The sequence below is a fragment of the Thermodesulfobacteriota bacterium genome, from assembly GCA_035325995.1.
Lineage (GTDB): Bacteria > Desulfobacterota_D > UBA1144 > Nemesobacterales > UBA2774 > JADLGH01.
In genome coordinates, this window is sequence record DAOKYU010000010.1 from 97,195 (window position 1) to 119,931 (window position 22,737).

Genomic DNA, 22,737 nt, shown 5'->3' on the forward strand with positions numbered 1-22,737 from the left:
AAAATGAATTTCATCTCTTTTTAAACGTGTACCGCGATACGAGCATCATCGTCCCCACCATCGCGGCCTCGGCGGCTACGAGCGCCCAGGACCCCCCCATGGCCTGCCCGCGCGGGATGAGGACGATGCCGAGACCGAGCATGAATACGACGCCTATGAGCGACGCCAGGTTGTGGTGCCGCTGGTACCCGGTGGCGAGCAGGAGCGTCCCGTATGTGAACCTGAGGAAATAAAGGGGGACGAGCCAGACGATGACCTTGAATATCCCCGCGCTTCCGGAATAGGCGCTGCCGAGCAGAAGCCCCGTTATCTCGGCCGGGAAGAGCGCCCCGATTACGGCCGCCGGGATGCCGAGCGAGAGCATTATGAGCTGGAGCTTCGAATGCGTGCTGTGAAACTGCGCCCGGTCGCGGTGGAAGAGCTCGGAAAAGACGGGGTAGAACGACATGGGTATCAGGAACCCGGCGCTGCAGGCGGTTATCACTATCCTGTAGGGCGCCGAGAACAGCCCCACCTCGTAGCTGCCGAAATACAGGCTTATGAGCAGTATGGGCAGGTACTGGTAGAGCGCCATGAGGGTTCCCGAGAACGTGAAGTGTATGGATTCCCTGATGTGAGACGCCCACACCCCGAGGTCGAAGTCGGGCCTGTACCTGATGCCGAGCTTCGAGAACAAGATAAAGAGAAGCGCGGCCCCGCCCGCCAGGTACGAGAGCGCCCAGACGAGAGCCGCCGTGACCGTGCCCCCCGGGCCGCGGACGAAAAGGAATACGAAGGCCAGAAACATTAACGAGGAAATCAGGTTGCCCCAGACGATGAACCTGAATTTTTCCAACCCCTTCAGCACCCAGTCGGTGTAAAAGGAGTAGCTTATGAGGTAGAGGCCCGCGGCCCCGAAGATGACCCTGTTCGAGGCCGGCATGTCTATAAACAGGAGAGATGCTGTGTATACGGCGAATACCGTAAGGCCCGCCGTTATCCTGAGCGTCAGGAGGGGGTTTATTATTCCTTCGGCCGCGTCCTTGCGCTTCGCGATCTCCCTTATGCCGTACATATTCGTGCCGAGATCGACCGCGAGCCAGAAATACAGCGTTATGGTTTGCGCGAGCGTAAACAGGCCGAAATCGGAAACCCCGAGGGTCCTCGCCAGGTAAATGTTGGATATGAAGAACGCGCCCCTTCCGACGGCCTCGCTTACGACGGACCATCCGAAGTTGGACGCGAGCCTGCGGGTTACGGTTTTCGCGTATCCGTCGCCCGCGGTCTGTTTGAGCCCGAGCGTGGTCATTTGTCCGTTCCCGCCACTTCTCTGTTCCAGGCCCCGGCCTCACCGTCCCGGTAGGGGTTGTAGCCCGCGGCTTTAGCCGCGTATATCCATACGTAGCCGTAGCTGGCGGCAAGCTGTTTGATTAAAGGCTTGAAATCCACCGCCGTCCTGAGCTCCGATTTCCCGCAATCCCCCGTCCTCATCCATCCGGTCCTGGCCCCGGAATCGTTCCAGGGAGCTATAGTGCCGCCGAGCTTCAGGTTGGGATACGCGGCCAGGGATTTCCCGAAGCTCTTGCGCCTGGATGCGACCTTCGATTTCAGGGCCTCGAGCGACCTGCTGCAATAGCCGAGCGAGACCTCCCCGCCGCTCACCACTGTGAGCGCGGACCCGTTCTTCGCGGCGTGGGAGAGCATCCCCTCTATTATGTAAGTGACGGTCCTGTAATCGTCTTCGTCGAACGGGTTGAGCGTTTTCATGGGATTGCCGAGACCGGTGAAGAGGAACCATATAGTGGCGCCCGGATAGGTTTCGTCGGCTATCCTGCCGAGCTCACGCCCTATCTCCCTTAGCCTCTCCTTCACTTCCTCTTTCGTTTTTCCAGTTTTTTCGGCGACGTACGACACCTTGTACGCGTCGTAGTTGTTATAGGTTTCGGGGTCGGCGACGATACCCGGAGAGCCCAGGTCCCTGGCTATTCTCAGCGAAGTCTTCCACATGTCGTAGAAGTCCCCGAGCGCCCCCCATTCGTCGTAGAGGTCCATGCCCCTGATCGAGCTGAAATAGACGTGTTTCGATTCCGGCGAGCCCGCCCTGCCTCCCTCTTCGTAGCCCACGAACCTGTTGAAAAAGACCCAGGGCCATACGGCCGTTCCGTCGGCGCCCTTGAGCTTCGCCACGGCCCCTTTGAAATCCTCGTACTTATACCGCTTCGTGTCGTAGGCCCTGACGAGGGGAACCGCGACGCCGTCGTACGGGGAGCCGTCGAGGGCTCCGAGCCTGCGTGTCCCGAAATCGTTAAGCGGCGCTGTGTAAAACGTCACGAGCAGAATGTATGGCAGTGTGAGTGAAAAGAGCTTCATGTATGCGTGTCCCTCATGTATGTGTGTTCCTCAGCCCTGCTTCCTGGGCCGGCCGCGCCGTTTTCCGTCGCGCACTATTACCGTGGCGGGCGGCCTTCGTGCGAGGGCCGGGCCACCGTGTGCCCTGAACCATTCGAGCGTTTCGGATATGCCTTCCCGGAGCGTGACGGCAGGGGCGTATCCGAGGAGCGCCCGCGCCTTGCCGATATACGAGAAGCTCCGTGACGCCTCGCCCGGACGGGCGGGGGCGAAGTCGATCCTTATGCCTTTCCCGACGAGGTCTGCCACTATGGCCGCGACCTGGAGCACCACCGTTTCGACGCCCGTGCCGAGCTGGAATATTCCTCCGGCCGTTTCTTCGGGGCCCGAATCCAGCGTGAGCTCTATCGCGCGCGTGATATCGTCCGCGTGGACGAGGTCACGCGTCTGGCTGCCGTCGCCGTAGACCGTCAAACGCCCGGTCGAGAGGCCGTCCTTTATGAAGCGCGCGACGACGCTGGATTTGTGAAGGCTCCACGGCCCGTAGGCGTTCGAGAACCTGAGGACCACCGTCTGAAGACCGTACGATGCGTGGTACGCCGAGCAGTAGCCCTCGCCCGCGAGCTTGGCGGCGCCGTAGGGCGATAGCGGGCGCGGCGCGGTGTCTTCCCTCGACGGGGGAGGTGCCGCACCGAGCGGGGCGTTCGACGATGCGAATACGAACATTCCGGCTCCGGCCCTGCGGGCGGCTTCGAGCATGTTGAGCGTGCCCAGGACGTTCACGCCGGCGTCGCCGAACGGGTCGTCTATCGATTGCGGGACGCCCGCCTGTGCGGCGAGGTGGACGACTGCATTCATGCCCCGGCACGCTTCCTCGCACCGGGCCAGGTCTCTAACGTCGCCTTCGACGACCGTTACTTCCGGGTTGTCGAGGCCATGCTCCAACAGCGCCGCTTCGAGATCTGCGGCGCTCCCCGTAGACATGTTGTCGAGGACGGTTACGGCGAAGCGCCCCGTTCCGAGGAGGCGTGCGGCGAGGTTTACGCCTATGAAGCCGCAGCCCCCCGTGACGAGGACACTCTTTTTATCTTGCTGCGTGGTGGGCATGTCAGACGGCCCGTATCTTTCCACGTTTGTCGGCAGCGTCGATATAGGAGACCTTTTCCCTCCGGCCGTCCCATCTGACGTCGGGTATGAGCACCTCGCGGCGCGCCTCGATGCGGTCGTGCCAGCTCCTGAGATCGTTCAGCATCACGGCGATTTCGGATTCGACGTCCGTCGCGGGTTTGTACCCGAGGTCGAACAGGTGCTGGTGGTCGGGGTTGTAGTAATGCTCTTCCATTTCCTTCCTGGGGTTCTCGACGGGCCGGATCTCGGATTTTATCCCGAGGGAGTCCGCGACCCTGTGCACCATTTCGGCGAGCTCCGTTATGCCGTAGACCTCCTGGAACTGGTTGAAGACCCTGTACTCGCCTTTTTCCGGCGGGTTTTCGACCGCGATCGTCAGGCACTGCATGGAGTCCCGGAGCGGGAGGAATCCTCTCCGCTGACCGCCCTTTCCGAAGGGCGTTATCGGCTCGCCTATGACGGCCTGGCAGCAGAAGCGGTTTATCGCCGTTCCGAAGCACTGGTCGAAGTCGAAGCGTGTGAGCAGGCGCTGGTCGTCGCCCATCTCGTCTATACGCGTTCCGAACACCACGCCCTGCATGATGTCCGTCGAGCGGAGCCCCCATATCCTGCACGCGAACATGACGTTGTTCGAATCGTGGACCTTCGACTGGTGGTACCAGCTCCCGGCCTGGCGGGGGAAGGGGAGCCTGTCCTTGCGGCCCCTGTACTCGATCTCGAAAAAGCCCTCGGGGATGTCTACGTTGGGCGTGCCGTACTCGCCCATGGTGCCGAGCTTCACGAGGTGGGACTCGGGGCAGATGTCGCGCATGGCGTAGAGGATGTTGAGCGTGCCGACGATGTTGTTTATCTGCGTCCACGTCGTGTGCTCGACGTCTATCATGCTGTAGGGCGCCGAGGGCATTTCGCCCAGGTGGACCACGGCGTCGGGCTTGAAGCTCCTAAAGGCGTTCTCGACGAAGTTGTAGTTCGTGAGGTCGCCCTTGAAGAAGCGCAGGTTCTGGTCGAAGCTGTCCCTGAAGGCCTCGAGCCTGTCGGTCATGCGGGATATCGGCGAGGCCGACTGCGAGCTCATTTCCTGTACCCAGTCCCTTCGCATGTAGTTGTCGGCGCCGGCCACGGTGTGGCCCCTTTTCGTGAGATACATCGCGAGCGGCCATCCGAGATAGCCGTCCACTCCTGCAATGAATACGCGCATGATGCATTACCTCCTGTGGTTGTTTGCTGTGGATTCGTACTGCGGATTTGAAGTGGAAGCCGGCGGGGAGCGGAACGCCCCCGGCGCGGCGGGTAAAAGATTGTTTAATTAATATAACGTATATACCGGATATACAGCTTCGCCCTCTCACTTACATAAGGGGCGAAACGACGGCTTTCGATGTCGGGACGCCGGGGCCGCTAGAGCAGCTCGACGTCTCCGGCGCCTACTTCGACGGATACCGCGCTCCTTATGAGATGGACCGACAATATCAGCCTGAAGCCGCCCCTTTGCGACTCGATCCTTCCCCTGAGACCTTCGAGAGGGCCCCCGGTTATGACCGCCTCCCTTCCCTCGAAATCGTAGGGGAAGGGCGCGCACGGAATACCCGACCTTACGAGCTTCCGGGCGGCGTCTATTTCTTCCTCGGGCACGGGCACGGGCACGCCGCTGCTCCCGAGTATGCGCACAACCCCCTTCGCGCCCAGCACGTCGAGGCTGTCGCGCGGATCGATGCGGACGAAAAGATAGCCCGGAAAGAGCGGCATCTGTATCCGCTTCTTCCGGTCTTTCCATTTGCAGAGGGTTTCTCTCAATGGCAGGAACGCCTCGACGTTTCTTTCGTCGAGGTCCCACGCCGCTCTCTTTTCGTGCCTCGATCGCGTGTGGACGGCGTACCAGTTTCTTTCTTCAGACGCCGCCGCGCTGTTTCCCCCGTTCTCTCCTGGAGCCGCGTTCTGTATCGTGTTCTCAGGCATCGGTCGGCCTCCCGTTCCCGGTTTTGGTCATCCGGACGTCGTCGAGCCAGAACTCGCCGGAGATGAGGTTGTCGAGGCGCCTGCTCTTCTCGCGCCTGAGGCCTATCGTTACCGTGGGGCAATCCGCGGGGGCGTCGAATTCGAGCCCCTGCCTTTCCCAGTCGGCAGAGCCCGTGTAAGGCTCCGACTCTGCTTTAAAGCCCCGGCAGTAGACCTCTACCGTGACGCCGCTGCGCGTCGTTATGTCCGAGGACGCCGCCTCCCACGTGAGGGCGTAGCGCGAGCCGGGCTTTACGGCGACCGTCTGGGAGACGCCCTTCCAGTCGACGTTCTTCTCGCCCGAGAATTTTACGTGGAGGGACCTTTGCCCCTCGGTCTTTTTCCTGTAGTCGTAATCGGCGTCGACGCCGTCCGACCGGTTTATCTTCCAGTCGAATCCCCGGCCCACCGTGTCGTACTCGAACCCGCCGTTCCATACGAGCGCCGAGACGTCCTCCCCGGGATAGAGCCCGGCCCATACCTCGCGCGCCGTTTGCGTGTCGCCCTTGACGAGCAGGTAGTCCGCGTAGGCGAGGGCCGTTTCGTCGCCCGCGCCGCCGTTTCGGCCCAGCCTCTCCCACACGGGATATGTCGCGCCCTGCCTGTCCGTCTGTATGAGATAGCCGAGGTAGGAGGGAAGGACTTCGTCCGAGACGGCCCTTTCGAGAATCGTCTCATGGTCCTTCACTACCCGCCAGCTTATGTCGAAGACGCGCTTTCTTTTGGTGGGGTCGGCCTCGGCCACCACGCGGAGGTTGTCGAGCGCGAGGTCGTTGTCGCCGAGCCTGAAAGCGAGCATGGAGGATTCCCAGAGAAGGCCGGGCGAGGACGGCATCATCCCCTGCGCCATGCGGAGCGCCTTTTCGGAGTCGGCTTCCCTGCCGGAGTCGATGTAGAGCTCCGAGAGGCCGAGCCACGAGACGGCCATGAGCGGATTCCCCGAGAGCGATTCGAAGTAGAGCGCTTCGGTTTTGTCTTCGCCCTCCGTCATTTCGAGATGGCGGAGGCGGGCCAGCCTGTACACGGCGTCCGAGTTCCGGCCGTCGATCTCGACGCTCCTTTCGAGCAGCTCCGGGTTTTCCGAAAACGAGTACATGGCGGATACTCCCGTTACGACTGCGAGGACGCAGGCCCCGGCGCTAAGCACCGAGAGCATCGCTGTCTGGCTTAGATATCTTAAGCGTTTTCGCATTTTTCTCCGCGTGGTACTGGTAGTTGTACCTGTATCTGCTCGACGCCGTTTCGAGCCTGTTCACTATCGCGCCGGTGATCTTGCCGTGCACCTTCCCGAGCTCCTCGAGCGTCATCTGGAGCGTTTTACGCTGCGTGATGCCCATCCCGGCGACGACGAGGACGCCATCCACGGCGCGCGCCGCGAGCAGCGAATCGGCGAAACCGAGCACGGGAGGGCCGTCGACGAGGACTATGTCGAAGCGCTCCATGAGCGTGTCTACGAGCTCGCGCATTTTGTTCGAGCCGAGAAGCTCGGAAGGATTTGGGGGAATGGGCCCCGAGTATATGATGTTGAGGCCGTCGACTTCCGTCGGCATGATGGAGTCGTCGAGCGAATATTTACCTATGAGATACGTGCTGAGTCCCGCGCCGTTGGACGCCGCCGTTCTCCAGACGCGCGTCAGGCGCGGGCGGCGCATGTCGGCGTCGACGAGGACGACCTTGTATCCCGACTGCGTGAAGGCTATTGCGAGGTTCGACGAGCAGGTCGTCTTGCCTTCGAGCGGCTGGCTGCTCGTAAGGAGGAGCGAGCGCGGCTGGTGGTCGGGCGACGAGAAGAGGACAGACGTACGAATGACCCTGAAAGCTTCCGACACTATGGAAAGCGGGTTCGTGTGGACCACCTTTTCGAGCCCCGACGCCTCCGAGCCGGATACCACCGGAATGGCGCCCAGGAACGGGATCGGGAAGCGGTGCTTGAGCTCTTCCTCGTCCTTTATCGTGCTGTCGAAGTGGTCCGTTACGAATGCTAGGAACACTCCTCCCAAAAGCCCCGCGATTACGGCGAGGGCGAGGTTGAGCGGTATGTTCGGGCTGGAAGGCAGGAGCGGCGCGGCGGCGTAGTCGACTATCTGGATGTTGGTCGCCTTTATCCCGGACGTGACCTCCGTCTCTTTCACCCTCTGGAGGAGGTTCTGGTATATGGTTTTGTTCGTTTCGACCTCGCGGTCGAGTATCTTGTACTGGATCGCCTTTTCGTTGAGCGCCGAGGCGCGCGCGTTCTGCTCGGACGTCCTTTCCTTCATGATGTCCTCTTTCCGGACCGCGGCGAGATAGTCCTTCTTTATGCTCTCGGCGATGCCCGTTATGCGCTTGTCTATCTCTTTCTTCATGCTGGCGACCTGGGCGCCGAGCTGTTTCAGGTCGGGATAGTTGGGGCCGTAGACGACGCTCATGTTGTCGTATTCGGCCTTGACCCTCGTGTACTCTTCGCTCAGCTCCTGTATCGAGGGGTCGTTCAGGACCTGGGGCAGGTATTCGTATTTGCCCTCTATCACGTCTTCGTAAAACGCCTGCTTGGCGAGCCTTTCGTTCTCGGCCGCGGTGAGGGCGCCGTTGAGCTCGGAAAGCTGTTTATACGTCAGGTTCATATTCGCGTCGAGCGAGATGATGTCTTCCTTCTTCGCGAATTCGTTGAGGTCTTCCTCGGCCCTTTCGAGCCTGGCCTTGACCTGGGAGAGCTGCTTTTCGAGGAACTTCCTCGCCGACTTCGTCGCGTCGAGCCTCCTGTCGAGGAGCCATTCTATGTACTGATCGCCCAGGGTGTTTGCAACCGTTGCCGCGAATTCGGGATCGCGGCTCGTGAAGCTCACCTTGACCAGCCGGGATTTCCTGTCGGGGTTTATGTTCACGCGGGAGAGGAATTCGTCTATTAGCTTCTGGTGCTCTTTTTTCTTTTCGGCGGCGGCCCTGGCAGGGCTCTTTTTCCCGCGTTTTTCGAACATGCCGCTGAAAGCGCGCGATATGAGAGACTGTTTCTCGCTCTTTTCCGGGGAGAACTCGGGGTTCTCGGAGAGGCTCAGTTTTTTTATCACTTCCTCGGCGAGGGATTTGCTCTTTATGAGCTTGTACTGCGTTTCGTAGAATTCCGCCTGAGGCGCGTCGAGCTCGACCACTTCCTCGAACGTCGTGATGCGCGGGTTGTCCGGGGCTATTTCGAGCGTGATGTCGGCCTGATACATCGGGGTCATTACGAGCGACGCGACGAGGACCGTCACCACCGCTACGACGAGGGACGATATGACGATCCACTTGCGCCTGAGTATGACGTCGAGGTATTCGTGTATGCCCATCTCGTCGTCGGGCCGCATATGTGTGTAGATCGTCGTCTGCGGCTCGGCGGGAAGCCCCGGCTCGGGCCTTTCCTTGAGCTCTCTGCCCTTTCCGTTCGGCAGCTCGTTATATCTATCGTCTTCCATTCAGCACCTTTTTCGTTCCGCCGTTTATCTGGCCGGCGGGTTATAGCCCACGCCGCCGAATCCGAATACGTTGAAGTTGAGCCCGTAGAAAAAGCTCTTTATGCCGCTCGCGCCAACCACTATAGCGTCCTTTTCGCCGAGTATCGGATCTTCCGCATTGCCCTGGTTTATGTCGTCCATGTCGAGCTTGACGACCTCTTTCCTGCCGTCGCCGAGGTCGCGGACGAGGCTGATGTCGCCCGAGTTGGCGTAGCTCACGAGGCCGCCGGCCATGATTATGGCCTGGCTTACCGTCGTCTCGCCTTCGTTTATGGGATAGGAGCCGGGGGTTTGGACCGCGCCGTCGACGTAGACGTTAGACGCCTCGGGGACGTAGACCTTGTCGCCCGGGGTGAGGGCGAAGTTGATCTCGCCGGTGGTTCCCTTGCGTTTAAGCATGTCGTCCAGATCGACGATCACGTTATCTTCCCTGCCGGCGTTTTTACGCGTGACGTATACGAGCGTGCCGGCGTCGGGGGCGAGCCCCTTTGCCATCGCAAGCGCGTCGAGGAGCGTCATCTCGCCTATTATTTCGTAGTTGCCCGGCTCGTTCACGAAACCGAGGACGGAGACCCTTTTGCTCTGATGCTCGGTTATGTAGACGTTGACGTGCGGGTCTCTTATGTAGCCCTTTTCCTTGAGGAGGGTTTCTATCCTGACCTCGGCCTCGACGGGCGTGAGGCCGCCGACGGCGACTTCGTTGAGGAGCGGCAGCTTGATATTCCCCTCGGCGTCCACCCTTTCGGTGGTCCCGAATTTCTCCGACTCCATCGCCTTGATTTCGAGAAGGTCGGACGGGCCTATGGTGTAGTTGGAGTGGTCTACGCTCCCGGAAGCGGAGGCATCCTTCGACGCGGCTTCGCTGAACAGCTTTTTGTTCAGGTTTCCGGACGCGCCGCCGTCAGCCTGACGCGCCGAGCCGTATATTCCGGCCTCGGGGGTTTGCCTCATTCCGCAAGAGACGGCGAAGACGAGAAGGATCGTTATAGCAGCATACTTCGGCATACCTGTCTCCATACCTTTCGAGCAACAGCACGTGAGCGACGATTACTATTCCGATATCCCCTTGCAACTTTTTCAAGATCCCCCATGCATCCCTTGAGAGAAGACTGGCCTCTTTTTGCGGTACCCGGCCGTTACCGGCCGGGTACCCGGTTCAAATAAACTTTGACTCTGTACTCTTTGATTCGCTTTAGCCCCTACTTATTCAAATGGGCTGCCGACGCCGTCGCCGCCGCCGCCACCGCCATCGTCACTCGTGGAGGCAGCTATCGCGGCGCCCGCTATCGCGCCCGCAGCAACAGTACCGAATATGACAGGCCCTGCCATCGAGGAAGAACCCTCTACCGGCGGGGTCTCGGCTTCGGACTCGTAGCCTTCGGTGGAATATTCCACGTCGGAGGCCGGAGGCGGCGGTGGAGCCTGCGGATCGGACTGGGCCAGGGCGTTATCGTCCACTACCGACTGTGCGACCACGCGAACCCTTTCGCCGGGCTCGACGGTCACGGGCCCTTCGGCCGTCGCGAGAGCCAGCTGGCCGTCCGAGAGCTCGACAACCGTGCCGTCGGGCGTCACCATGACGGTGCCTTCGATGAAGGACTGCGAGGCTTTCAGCACCTCGGGCGTGGACAGGGTGCCGTCCCTGGTTACGAAGGATATGACGGCCTTTTCGGGCTGAATCCTGAAGTGGACGGTGCCGCTGTCGATTCTGAGATTAAGGAGCTGTCCATCTTCGGCGACGCTCAGCTTCGAGCCTTTCTCGGCGACGAAGGTGCCGCCGGTGATTCTTATGAGAGCTCTATCCGGGTAGGAGATTTTATCCCCGGATACGACCGGAAATACTTCCTTCTTGCCGCTTGCGCCGACGATCGTGACGTTTCCGAGCAGGGTGTCCGCCGAAACGGGCCCGGCAGTGAAAACGCACAGGACTATAGCGAAGTATATACAGGCAGATACTCTTAAGCTTCGACTCCTCATGAAACACCTCCATGCGAGCCTGAGACGAGTAGGCGCCCCCTCTCCCCGTAAGCAATGCCGGATAATCAAGCTTGACTAACCTAACTTCGGCAGCTTTCGACCATGAGCATCAGACTTTTAGGTCTCCGGCTTTGATCCGCACCCTTTCGGATGTTTCACCCTTTCGTCTTAGGTGTAGTTTTATTTCAATGGTAATCGAAATGGAATCCGAGTCAAGCGAAATTTTTTCGGCTCGGAAATGCGGCATCGCGCGCGCGGGGAAGTTTCAGGTATGAAAATATTTAATAGCCGTTATAATTGCAGAATAGAGAAGGGGCGCGGAGGATAGCGCTGAAATGCTCGTTTCTACCACTGTTTACAGGGCAATTTTTACAGCCGGGGGCCGCGCGTCTTGAGCGTCGCGGGGGCCCGGAGAAGCGGCGAGGGGGCGAGGGCGGTCTCCCTTTCGGGGGCCGCCGATATTTTTATCCTGACCGTCGTGGCGGCCGTGCTCGTACTTTCGCCGCTGCCGATAGGGAGCGTCCGGCCCTTGCCGGTGATGGCCATAGAGCTCCTTTCCTTTTCGACGTTCCTGGCCCTCCTTATTAAATACGGATTCGAATCCGAAGCGCCTTTCGCGGACGCAAGGCCCTATATTCCGTTCCTCGTTTTCGTCGGCGTATGCATTTTTCAGGTTATCCCGCTCCCGGAATGGCTGCTCGGCGTTTTGTCGCCCGCGGCGGCGGCCGTCTGGGACAGGGCCGGTGAGACGCTCGCGGGGTTCGGATTCGCGGGGGGAGGGGACTTCCACACACTTAGCCTCTACCCCTGGGCGACGGTGAAGAGGATACTTTTTCTGCTCGCGTGTCTCGTGTTCGGGATAGCGGTGTCGAGGACCGTCGTCACGAAGAGGCGGCTCACGTTCGTGCTCGTGCCTCTCTTTGCGCTTTTATTCTTCGAAGCCTCGCTCGGGATATATCAATACCTCGCCTCTGCGGGAAGGGAGGACGCGAGCGGGACTTTCGTGAACAGGAATCACTTTGCGGGATATCTCGAAATGACTTTTCCGCTCGCGCTCGGGTGCGTGCTCGCTATAGGCGGGGGCAGGGTTTCCGTCCGGGGCGGCCTCGTTAAAAGGCTCGTTTCGTCGGGGAGCTTCCAGAAGCAGGCGCTTCTTTTATTCGTGCTGGGCGTAATCTTCCTCGCCGTCCTTTTTTCGCGCTCCCGTATGGGGATACTGTGCGCGGTGGCGGCGCTGGCGTTCTTCTCGGCGGCCTCGGCGAGGCTCGCGGGAAAGGGACTCAACGTGAAGTGGGCGCTCTACGCCGTGCTGGCGGTGGCGCTCGTATTCGCTCTGTTCGCTGGGCTTTACCCTGTGGCGGAGAGGTATGCGCGCCTCGAAGAAAGCCTTCCGTCGAGGACGCTCCTGTGGTGGGACGTTCTCGGCATGGTCAGGGATTTCCCCGTCTTTGGGACAGGGCTCGGGACGTTCGGGTATGCGTTCCCGCTCTACAAGCACGCCGCGGACGCGCCGCTCGTGTACCTGCATTCGCACAACGATTATCTCCAGATACTGGCCGAGACGGGGATTGCCGGGTTCGCCGCGATAATGACGGCGCTCGCGCTGTTCGCGCTGTGGTCGCTCCGGACGCTCGTCGGGCTTTCGGAGGGCGGGGACTACGGAAGGTTCTTCATATTCCTCGGCGCGGCGGCGGGAGTATTTTCGATACTCGTTCACAGTATCGCCGACTTTAACCTCCACATACCTTCGAACGCGGTTTACTTCGCATTTTTGATCGGGCTTATGTATGCGCTGGGGAGCAGGTGGAGGGAAGAGGAGGGGCACACGTAGTGTGTTTCTCGACGTAGCACCGAAGTTGCTGAAACCACGTGAAGCGCGTCTGATGATAATGGCAACGACGCTGCTACTTCGAATGTCAGCGGACACAGTCCGCCGGGCCGGACACGTAGTGTCTTTTTTCGGCATAGCGCTGATGATGCCGAAACCACCTGAAGTGCGTCGGATGGTAATAGCCATGCGCTGCTACTTCGATATCCTGCACGCGTGGCGTGCAAAATCATCGTTCCTTCGCAAAATCCTGTTTCTCTGATTAATTTGTAAGGTACCCCCTCACCCTTAATCCCTATTTTGATTTCGGATACTTTCGAGCTGCAATAGACAAACTTTCGTGCAGTCGGCCGGGGGCGTCCGAATGCTCGCTTGCTCGCATTCGTTCCCCAAGGGGAGAGGGGAGAATATGGGAGTCGGATTTTTAACGCTCATCCACTCGATGTCTTCGGCGGGGCAAGGCTGGTGATTAATTGGAACAGACGACCGGGCGGTGCTATGAATTTCCAAGTCGGCTACGTCGGATTCCGACACGCGAGGCGTGGACACGTAGTGTCGTTTTCGGCATAGCGCGGGAGGTGCCGAGATCACCTGAAGCGCGGCAGGTGTCAAGGGCAGAGCGCTGCCACTTCGATATCCTGCGGGCGTGGCCCGCCGGCCCGGAGGGGTATTGCTGCGCTGCTTTTGAGCAGCTTGCAATATTATGAAGAGAGCAAAGCTCACTTCTTGTCATTCCCTAATGCTTGTATAGGGAATCCAGTCTTTTAATCTGCTCACAGAAATGACAGTAGTGTGGTGATTCCTCGCTCGCTCGGAATGACGGATTAAAAGAAGATTGTCGCGATTGTTGCGCGCCATGGAAGTGACGGGCTGAATGCACCCCTGCCCCTCTCCCCTTATTTGAGGGGAGAGGGGGGATCAGACGGCTTCCGGTTGCCGTGGTGAACGCGTTATCGCTGCTACTCTTCCGTCCTGCACGCCCTGAGATTTCTCGTCTCGGAGTAGAGGTGGCAGATGGATTTGATGTTGCAGAGGACCGAGAAATCGCCGGGGTCGTCGTCGCTCGTATCGCCGAGGAGCATGTAGTTCATCCAGTGAGCCATTTCCTGCCCCAGGGCGTCGAGCGCAGGGGTGACGTTTATCGAGCCGCCGAGGTTGTAGCTCCCGCTGCAGCCGGTTTCGTGGTACTTGCACGGAAACCCTTCCTTGCCCTTTTGCTGGTCGTAAAGCGTCGGCGTGACGACGACTACGCTGATGTCCGAGGGTTCGAGCGAAAGCACCTCTTCCTCGAGGTCGGGATGGTTCTCGATGACGCAGTTGACTACGAGCCCGTAATAGTCGTCGACGGTGCGGACGGCGTCCGTCAGCTCGTCGGGCGTGTAGTAGTCCATGTGACGGAATTCAATGCCGAGCGGCGTAATCGAGGCCGCGGCCTGACCGCCCCTGGTGCCGGTCTCGCTCTCGCTTCCTCCTCCTCCGCAGGAGGCGATCAAAAGCAGTATGAGACATGCCAGGGCAGCGATGACCAGTAAATAAAGCCGGGCCGAGCCGGCGCCGTTAAAATGTTTCGTTTTCAATTGCTTCTCCCGTTTTCTCCCTTGCGGACGCACCCGTAGCGGTCCCCCTTAGATGCCTCGATAACCCGGAGTCCCCGCGTTTGCGGACGCGCTTCATCTGCGTCCGCTGCGGCCGGGGCCGTGATGTACTATCAGAGGAAAACGGAGCGCGGATTTACGTGCCGGTTGCGCCCCTTTGGGAACCTTCCGGAGGCCGTCCTCCGGGAGGTCTTTTGTATATGCAGGAATCGTATATCTCTTTCGGAGGCGGCTCTATTGGACGAAGGTTGAAATGATTTCCAATACCGGGGTATTAGGCAGGGGATATATATGGGGAAAAAGACTTAGCTCATCTTCGGATCGGGGGCGGACGGAATACATCCGCGTACGGCTTCCAGGCGGTTATGACGCCGTGGGTGTAGTTATAAAAACTACAGATTAATAAAATTAATGTTTACATCGAGATATCCGATGCACTATAATTGGGGTGTCGGCAACAATTGTCCGGGGCGGGTTATACAAAAAACTTTTTTAAAGGAGGCGTTCGATGAATTTAACCAGACTTATAGCTTTGCCGGTTTTGTTTTTGTTCGTTGTAGTGGGAAGCATCGGGGGCTGTAGCGATAACAACAACAATCTTCCGCCGGGGGCTTGCGAGATGCCGCGTCTCACCAGGGATTTCGGCGGTGAATTCTACGACTTCGTCGACGAGGACGACGGCATTGTAATGTCTGTCACATCGGACGGAGTGACGGCGCTTATAGATATTTCGGACATCGACGATCCGGCCGACGGATTTCTTCTCGTGGCCGACGTAGTGGGCGATAACCGGGCAGAGGTGTTCGAGGCCGATACGGAAGTGGACGACGAAATCGTTACCGTGGACGCTTCGGGCGAAGCGGTAAGGCACAACAGCGGCCGGAGGCTCGACCTGAACAACCTTATCGTAGGCGATCTCGAGTTTATAGACTTCTCGGGTGAGTGCGAGATAATTGCGCCGTAACGGGAAGGGGCAGTAGCGGTACCCGGATTGTTACGACATTTGGAATAGAGTAATAATTATATTCTTCGGGGGAAGGCCGAAAGGTCTTCCCTTTTTTTGTGCCCATGGTCCGGAGGGGTATTGCTGCGCTGCTTATGCAGCTTGCAATATTATGGATTGGGATGAGGGTATAGTGGTGCTCTTCAATCAAATTCGAGTTCACTGCTTTTACGAACCCTTTAAAGGCAAAAGCAAGGGACTAACTGCAACTACAAAAGCTGGTGGAGGCTGTGCGGGGTTGGCGGCCTTGCGGGGGACGTACGGTGGTGGCTGGTAGGTATGGAGAAGGGGTTCTCTACTTTTCCTTGATGAAAAGTAGTACACACGAAGTGTGATTTACGACGAAGTACCTTCATGGATTTTTGCAACTGAAGTGCGAAAGGTGGTAATAGAAATGCGCCGCTACTTCGATTGCGTGCGGCTGCGAGCCGCCGGGCCGGGGACACGTAGTGTCTTTTTCGGCATAGCGCGATAGTTGCCAAGACCACCGGAAGCGCGTCGGGTGGTCCTAGCCGAGCGCTGCCACTTCGAATTCCAGCGGGCGTGGCCCGCCGCGGGTGGTGCGCTGTCCGGAAAGTTTCCCATTCATTTCAGGAATTTCGCATTTTGTGAGCAAATGCGAATCTTTTTTTGAAACTTCGCATCGAACTTTGTATGTCTGCATTGAATAGGGTAAAAATTAAAGGAGCGGAAGCCGGCGACGGGGCGCACCCGGCCTCATCGATCGAGCCCGCGGGCCGCCGGGAGATAAAAAAATATGTCCGCATTGACACCATCAGGCCCGGCGGGTAACGTGTAAGTAAGCACTTACTTTCATGCCGCCAGGGTTGCCCGGAAATGCTGAAAGACAGTCGATAAGTGTCTGCGTCAAATCACGATGCGAGGATAGCCAGATAAAATGAGTACATTTCAAAGGACAGCTGTATTCATAATAGCTCTCGCCGCCACGGGTGTTTTGCTCGCGGCCTGCAAGGGCCAGAAACCTGCCGCGCCGCCTCCTCCGGAGGTCACGGTGAGCAAGCCCCTTGTCAGGGAGGTCATGGAGTGGGACGAGTACACGGGGCGTCTCGAAGCGGTCGATTCGGTCGACGTGAGGGCCCGCGTGAGCGGCTACCTGCAGTCGATTCACTTCAAGGACGGCCAGATCGTGAAGGAGGGGGACCTCCTCTTCGTCATCGACCCGAGGCCGTACCAGGCCGAGCTCGACAGGGCCGAGGCGGAGCTCAAGCTGGCCAAGGCGAGGCTCTCTTTGGCACAGAACGATCTCGCGCGTGCGAAGAACCTTCTCAGCGCAAAGGCCATCTCCGTCGAAGAGGCCGATACGAGGGCGTCTGACGAGAAGGTCGCCGAGGCCACGGTGCAGCAGGCCGAGGCCGCCGTCGACGCCGCGAAGCTGAACGTCGAGTTCACGCAGGTAAGGGCGCCGATAACAGGACTCATAAGCAGAAAATACGTAACCGAGGGGAACCTCATTAACGGCGGGACGGGCGGCACGCTCCTTACGACGATTGTCTCGCTCGACCCGATTTATTGCTACTTCGAGGCCGACGAGCAGTCGTTCCTCAGGTACAACCGTCTCGAAAAAGAGGGGCTTCGCCCCGAATCGCGCCAGAGCGAGAGCCCGGCCTACCTGGAGCTCGCGGACGAGACCGGGTTCCCGCACAAGGGCTACGTCGATTTTCTCGATAACAGGATCGACACCCAGACGGGCACCATCAGGGGGAGAGGCGTGTTCGAGAACCCGGGCGATATTCTGACGCCGGGGCTCTTCGCGAAGATAAAGATAGTCGGAAGCGCTCCTTACGAGACTATTCTCCTCCCCGACGAGGCCATAGGCAGCGACCAGTCGCAGAAGTTCGTCCTCGTGGTCAACCCCGAGAATACCGTCGAATACAGGCAGGTCGAGCTCGGGCCCAAGATCAACGGCTTCAGGGTTATAAGGAGCGGGGTGAAGCCCGAAGACAAGATCATCGTAAAGGGCTTACAGAGGGTCGCCCCGGGGGCGGTCGTAAGCCCTGTCGAGCAAGCCCTCGTGGTCAAGAACGATAATTTTCTCACGCCCGGTATCGCGTCCGGCAGCCCCAAAGGAAGCACTGGAGGGTAATTAATGTTCTCCCGGTTTTTTGTAGACAGGCCGATCTTCGCGACGGTCCTATCCATACTTATCGTAATCGTCGGTCTGATCGCGTATTTCACACTCCCCGTAAGCCAGTATCCGGAGGTCACGCCGCCGACGGTGGTCGTGCGCGCGTCATACCCCGGGGCCAACCCGGAGACTATCGCCGAGACGGTCGCGACGCCGCTCGAGCAGGAGATAAACGGCGTCGAGGACATGCTCTACATGTCGTCGCAGTCTACCAGCGACGGCGCGATGCAGCTCACCATCACATTCGCTCTCGGAACGGACATCGACAAGGCGCAGGTCCTCGTCGAGAACAGGGTGTCGGTTGCGGAGCCCAGGCTTCCCGAAGAGGTGAGGCGTATAGGCGTCACGGTGAGGAAGAGCTCGCCCGACATGCTGCTCGTCGTTCACCTCGTTTCGCCGGACGACACTTACGACCAGCTCTACGTCAGTAACTATGCACTCATAAACGTGTACGACGTTCTCACGCGTATCCAGGGCGTCGGCAGCGTCACCGTATTCGGCGCCAGGGAATACTCGATGAGGATATGGCTCGACCCGGAGAAGCTCTATTCGCTGGGGCTCACGGTGAACGACGTCATACAGTCGCTCCGCGAGCAGAACATAGAGGTAGCCGCGGGCATCGTGGGGCAGCCTCCCGTGCCGCAGGGTAACGCGTTTCAGCTTTCGGTCAACACGCTCGGAAGGCTCCTCGACGAGGAGCAGTTCGGCGACATAGTCGTCAGGACGGGCGAGGAAGGGAGGACGACGAAGCTCAAGGACGTCGCCCGCGTCGAGCTCGGCGCGCTCGATTACGCGAGGAACAGCTACCTCGACGGGAAGCCGGCGCAGGCCATAGGCGTGTTCCAGCTCCCGGGGTCGAACGCCCTGGCCACGGCGCAGAACATCGAAAAAACGATGGCCGAGATCAGCCAGAACTTCCCCAAGGGCCTCGAATACAGGATCGTATACAACCCGACCGTTTTCGTTCAGCAGTCTATAGACGAAGTTTTCCATACGCTGTACATAGCTTTTATTCTCGTTTTCATAGTCGTAATCGTGTTCCTCCAGGACTGGAGGGCGGCTATCCTGCCGATGATAGACGCCATAGTGTCGCTGGTCGGTACGTTCGCCGTCATGGCGGCATTCGGATTTTCGCTCAACAACCTGTCAATGTTCGGCCTCGTTCTGGCCATAGGTATCGTCGTCGACGACTCGATCGTCGTCGTCGAGAACATCAAGCGGTGGATGGGTATGGGATACGAGCCGAGGGAGGCGACTCTCCGCGCGATGAAGGAGATCACGGGGCCGGTCCTGGCTATTACGCTGGTCTTGAGCTCGGTGTTCATACCGACCGCGTTTTTGCCCGGGATAAGCGGGCAGTTCTACAAGCAGTTCGCGCTGACGATAGCGGTGTCGACGATTCTGTCGGCCGTGAACGCGCTGTCGCTCGCGCCGGCGAGGGCGGTTCAGCTCATCAAGCCCGATAGCGAGGCCGAGCACCAGGAGCCTCTGCCGAGGGTCGGTATAGCGGCGATAGTCGGCTTCCTCGCCTATGCGTTTATCGCGCCGGCGCTGGCGTCGCTGCCGGGGCAGCACGACATGGCGGGGGAGGCCGGGGTAACCGTTTGGGCCATAAGGATAGGGCTCTTCCTGGTAGGCGCTGTTGTCGGATGGTTCATCAGCCCGTACGTGAACCTAGTGCTGAAGAAGATATTCAGGGGCTTTAACACTCTCTTCGAGCGCGCATCACATTCGTACAGCCGCACGGTCAACAGGCTGCTCAGGTTCAGCACCATAGCGCTGTTCGTATACGCCGGCCTTATAGGGCTCACGTATCTCGGGTTCACGCAGGTGCCGACGGGCTTCATCCCGGCGCAGGACCAGGGCTACCTCATCATAGACGTGGCGCTCCCGGACGGGGCCTCGCTCGAAAGGACGGACGCCGTCGTGCAGGAGGCGACGAAGATTATTCTCGACACTCCGGGCATAGCGTACGCGGTCGGGCTCTCGGGATTCTCGGGTGCGACGTTCTCGAACAGCTCGGACGCGGGCGTTATATTCACGCCGCTCGATCCCTTCGACGAGAGGGCGAAGCACGGCCCATCGCTTAACGAAATAATAACGGACCTCAGTATAAGACTCTCGACCATACAGGAGGCGAGGCTGCTCGTAATCTCGCCGCCGCCCGTAAGGGGGCTCGGCACCGCCGGCGGGTACAAGATGATGGTTCAGGACAGGGGGGCCGTCGGGCTTAGAGAGCTCGCCAACGCTTCCTACGCCCTCATCGGCGCCGCGAACCAGGAGCCCGGCCTTACGAGGGTGTACACGACGTTCAGCCTGAACACGCCCCAGTTGTACGCCGAGGTGGACCGCGAGAAGGCCAAGAAGCTCGACGTACCGCTTACGAACATATTCGACGCGCTCCAGGTGTACCTGGGCTCGGTTTACGTGAACGACATAAACCTCTTCGGAAGGGTGTACCGTGTTACGGCGCAGGCCGAGGGCGGCTACCGCCAGGATGCCGCGGACATACTGAAGCTAAGGACGAGGAGCGCCAACGGGGCGACAGTGCCGCTCGGCTCAGTCGTTACGCTCAAAGACGAGACGGGGCCCGACAGGGTGGTGAGGTATAACCTCTTCCCGGCGGTGGAGGTGAGCGGCGATTCCATACCGGGGTTCAGCTCGGGGCAGGCGATCGCCGCGATGGAGAAGCTCGCAGGGCGGATTCTGCCCGCGGGCGTGGGGTACGAATGGACGGACCTCGCGTACCAGGAGGTGACGCAGGGAAGCGCGGCGGTATTCATATTCCCGCTCTGCGTCCTGTTCGTCTTCATGATCCTGGCGTCTCTTTACGAGAGCTGGTCGCTCCCGCTGGCGATTATTCTGATCGTGCCGATGTGTCTTCTGTCGGCGCTCGCGGGCCTGTGGCTCAGGGGAATGGACAACAACATTCTGACACAGATCGGGTTCGTCGTGCTCGTGGGCCTTGCGTGTAAGAACGCGATTCTAATCGTGGAGTTCGCAAAGGACTACCAGGAACAGGGCAAGGAGCGCGAGGAGGCCGTCGTCGAGGCGTCCCGCGTCAGGCTGCGCCCGATATTGATGACGTCGTTCGCGTTCATCCTGGGCGTCGTGCCGCTGGTTATAGCGGCGGGGGCGGGAGCCGAGATGCGCCAGGCGCTCGGAACGTCGGTGTTCGCCGGCATGTTCGGGGTTACGTTCTTCGGGCTGTTCCTGACGCCCATATTCTACGTCGTCATAAGGAAGTTCACCGAATCGAGAAAGAACCGGAGTGTCGAAGCGAAATGAGATATTCAACGGCCGCCATACTGAAAACTATTCTCCTCACGGGGGTTTTCCTCACCGGGGGTTTTCTCACGGGCTGCATGGTCGGCCCGGACTACGAGAAGCCCGAGACTCCGCTTCCCGGGTCGTTCCAGGACGCGGGGGCCAAGGACTACAGGACCGACGCCGTCGAGATCGAGTGGTGGAGCGAGTTCCAGGACCCGATTCTCGACAGGCTCATTCGCGACGCGCTCGCCGGTAACTACGACATCGACATCGCGACGGCCCGAATACTCGAAGCACGCGCCCTCAGGGCCGAAACCGAGTTCGAGCTCGCGCCGATAGTGCCGTTCCAGGGGGACTACACCTGGCAGAGGTCGTCCAGGGCCCAGACGTTCCCGGGGGCCGACAGGAACACCGAGCTTTTCGACGCCGGGTTCGACGCCGTATGGGAGCTCGACATCTTCGGACGTATAAGGCGCACGATAGAGGCCGACACAGCAGAGCTCGAATCGCGCATAGCGACGCGGCAGGACGTAGTCGTGACGCTACTGGCCGAGGTGGCGAGGAACTATTTCGAGCTCCGCGGCGCGCAGAACGGCCTTGCCGTCGCGCGGAGGAACGCGGAGAACCAGAAGAACACTCTCGACCTTACCATAACGCTCCTCGAAGGAGGGCGCGGGACGGCGCTCGACGTGTCGAGGGCGAGGGCGCAGTACAACAACACGCTCGCACTTATCCCGCCGCTCGAAACGAAGGTCAAGCAGGCCATATACAGGATCGGGGTCCTCACGGGGCAGCTTCCCGATACCTACCTTGCCGAGCTTCTGAAGCCCGAGCCGTTCCCGGCCGTGCCCGACGTAGTCGCTGTCGGGACGCCCGTCGAGCTCCTCGAAAGGAGGCCCGACATAAGGGTGGCCGAAAGGCAGCTCGCGGCGTTTACGGCATCGATAGGCATCGCGACGGCGGACCTGTTCCCGAGGATAAGCATACTCGGGAGCGCGGCGCTCCAGGCGACGACGTTCTCGGGGCTGTTCGACAGCGGAGCGGGGGCGTTCGGCGTCGGGCCGAGCATATTCTGGCCGGCGTTCGACCTGGGAAGGGTGTATCAGAGGGTCGAGGCCGCCGACGCGCGCACGCAGGCTGCGTTCGCGGCGTATCAGCAGACGGTGCTCGCTGCTATCGAGGACGTGGACTCGTCGCTCGTCGACCACAACAACCAGATAGAGAGGCACAAGTACCTCGTCGAATCGGTTAAAGAGAGCGAGAATGCAATGGAGCTCGCGAGGATGAGGTACGATTACGGCGTCGCGAATTTCCTGGACGTGCTCGACGCGGAGCGGACGCTTCTCGAAACGCAGAGCGAGCTCGCACGGAGCGAGACGGAGCTTCGCACGTCACTCGTTGCGGTGTACAAGGCGCTCGGCGGCGGATGGGAGTATTACGAGGAAGACGTCCGCGCGCAGCAGGCTGCGGGGAAGGCGGGGGAAGCGGCCGGAGAGGCGAGGCAGTAGGGACAATTCCTAAAAAATAAATCCCTCCACCCCCTTTTTCTAAGGGGGGGGATTAAAGGCAAAAAAGCAGGTACAAAGGACTTCTACTTTTTCCGGATGAAAAGCACACAGAGTGTGTTTTACGATCGTAGGAACCGAAGTTGCTAAGACCACCTGAAGTGCGGCTGGTGGCAATGGCAGAGCGCTGCTACTTCGATTGCGTGCGGCTGCGAGCCGCCGGGCCGGGGACACGTAGTGTCTTTTTCGACATAGCATAGAAGGTGCTAAAGTCACCTGAAGCGCGTCAGGTGGTAATAGCAAGACTGCTGCTACTTCGGAATCCTGCACGCGAGGCGTGCAAAATCATCGTTCCTTCGCTAAATGCTCTAAATACTATACCCCCACCCTGACCCTCCCCCTGGGAGGGGGAGGGAAGAGTAAGGTAGGTCGGATTCTTAACGCTCATCCACTCGATGTCTTCGGCGGGGCAAGTCTGGTGATTAAATAGAA

General features: G+C 59.5%; 15 protein-coding genes. 5 read left to right on the forward strand and 10 right to left on the reverse strand.

All coding sequences use genetic code 11. From position 1 onward, the window contains the following. Positions 1-10 precede the first annotated feature (10 nt). From PKC29_12920 to PKC29_12960, 9 genes are all read right to left on the reverse strand, one after another. A complete protein-coding gene (locus PKC29_12920) occupies positions 11-1,288 on the reverse strand; it encodes a flippase (protein HML96318.1) in 1,278 nt (425 codons plus the stop codon). Beyond that, positions 1,285-2,349 carry a hypothetical protein gene (locus PKC29_12925; GenBank protein ID HML96319.1) on the reverse strand — a complete coding sequence of 355 codons (1,065 nt, stop codon included), beginning with the start codon at positions 2,347-2,349 and terminating at the stop codon, positions 1,285-1,287. Before PKC29_12925 ends, PKC29_12920 begins: the two co-directional genes overlap by 4 nt. A gap of 30 nt (positions 2,350-2,379) precedes the next feature. Further along, positions 2,380-3,435, reverse strand: a complete 1,056-nt coding sequence (locus PKC29_12930) for a GDP-mannose 4,6-dehydratase (protein ID HML96320.1) — start codon at positions 3,433-3,435, stop codon at positions 2,380-2,382. A 1-nt stretch (position 3,436) separates the two neighbouring features. Beyond that, positions 3,437-4,654, reverse strand: a complete 1,218-nt coding sequence (locus tag PKC29_12935) for an NAD-dependent epimerase/dehydratase family protein (GenBank protein ID HML96321.1) — start codon at positions 4,652-4,654, stop codon at positions 3,437-3,439. Between the two features lie 200 nt (positions 4,655-4,854). Beyond that, positions 4,855-5,412, reverse strand: coding sequence for a UpxY family transcription antiterminator (locus tag PKC29_12940; protein ID HML96322.1), 558 nt, complete (start codon positions 5,410-5,412; stop codon positions 4,855-4,857). Further along, positions 5,405-6,643, reverse strand: coding sequence for a hypothetical protein (locus PKC29_12945; protein HML96323.1), 1,239 nt, complete (start codon positions 6,641-6,643; stop codon positions 5,405-5,407). Before PKC29_12945 ends, PKC29_12940 begins: the two co-directional genes overlap by 8 nt. After that, on the reverse strand, positions 6,591-8,882 hold the full coding sequence (locus PKC29_12950; GenBank protein ID HML96324.1) for a polysaccharide biosynthesis tyrosine autokinase: 2,292 nt from the start codon (positions 8,880-8,882) through the stop codon (positions 6,591-6,593). The genes PKC29_12945 and PKC29_12950 overlap by 53 nt, the downstream gene beginning before the upstream one ends. A gap of 24 nt (positions 8,883-8,906) precedes the next feature. Further along, complete coding sequence (locus PKC29_12955; protein HML96325.1) at positions 8,907-9,926, reverse strand: polysaccharide biosynthesis/export family protein; 1,020 nt, start codon at positions 9,924-9,926, stop codon at positions 8,907-8,909. A 198-nt stretch (positions 9,927-10,124) separates the two neighbouring features. Continuing rightward, complete coding sequence (locus tag PKC29_12960; GenBank protein HML96326.1) at positions 10,125-10,898, reverse strand: hypothetical protein; 774 nt, start codon at positions 10,896-10,898, stop codon at positions 10,125-10,127. A 391-nt stretch (positions 10,899-11,289) separates the two neighbouring features. Between PKC29_12960 and PKC29_12965 the strand changes: the two genes are divergently transcribed. Beyond that, positions 11,290-12,729, forward strand: a complete 1,440-nt coding sequence (locus PKC29_12965) for an O-antigen ligase family protein (protein HML96327.1) — start codon at positions 11,290-11,292, stop codon at positions 12,727-12,729. 956 nt (positions 12,730-13,685) lie between these two features. Here the strand turns inward: PKC29_12965 and PKC29_12970 are convergent. Beyond that, entirely contained in the window at positions 13,686-14,303 is a 618-nt protein-coding gene (locus PKC29_12970; GenBank protein HML96328.1) for a hypothetical protein, read from the reverse strand. Between the two features lie 526 nt (positions 14,304-14,829). Here PKC29_12970 and PKC29_12975 point away from each other — a divergent pair. The 4 genes from PKC29_12975 to PKC29_12990 all read left to right on the forward strand — a co-directional run bounded on the left by PKC29_12975 (position 14,830) and on the right by PKC29_12990 (position 22,248). Further along, a complete protein-coding gene (locus PKC29_12975; protein ID HML96329.1) occupies positions 14,830-15,285 on the forward strand; it encodes a hypothetical protein in 456 nt (151 codons plus the stop codon). Between the two features lie 937 nt (positions 15,286-16,222). After that, positions 16,223-17,428, forward strand: a complete 1,206-nt coding sequence (locus PKC29_12980; GenBank protein ID HML96330.1) for an efflux RND transporter periplasmic adaptor subunit — start codon at positions 16,223-16,225, stop codon at positions 17,426-17,428. Between the two features lie 3 nt (positions 17,429-17,431). Next, positions 17,432-20,758 carry a multidrug efflux RND transporter permease subunit gene (locus PKC29_12985; protein ID HML96331.1) on the forward strand — a complete coding sequence of 1,109 codons (3,327 nt, stop codon included), beginning with the start codon at positions 17,432-17,434 and terminating at the stop codon, positions 20,756-20,758. After that, positions 20,755-22,248 carry an efflux transporter outer membrane subunit gene (locus PKC29_12990; protein HML96332.1) on the forward strand — a complete coding sequence of 498 codons (1,494 nt, stop codon included), beginning with the start codon at positions 20,755-20,757 and terminating at the stop codon, positions 22,246-22,248. The genes PKC29_12985 and PKC29_12990 overlap by 4 nt, the downstream gene beginning before the upstream one ends. The last annotated feature ends 489 nt before the right edge of the window (positions 22,249-22,737 follow it).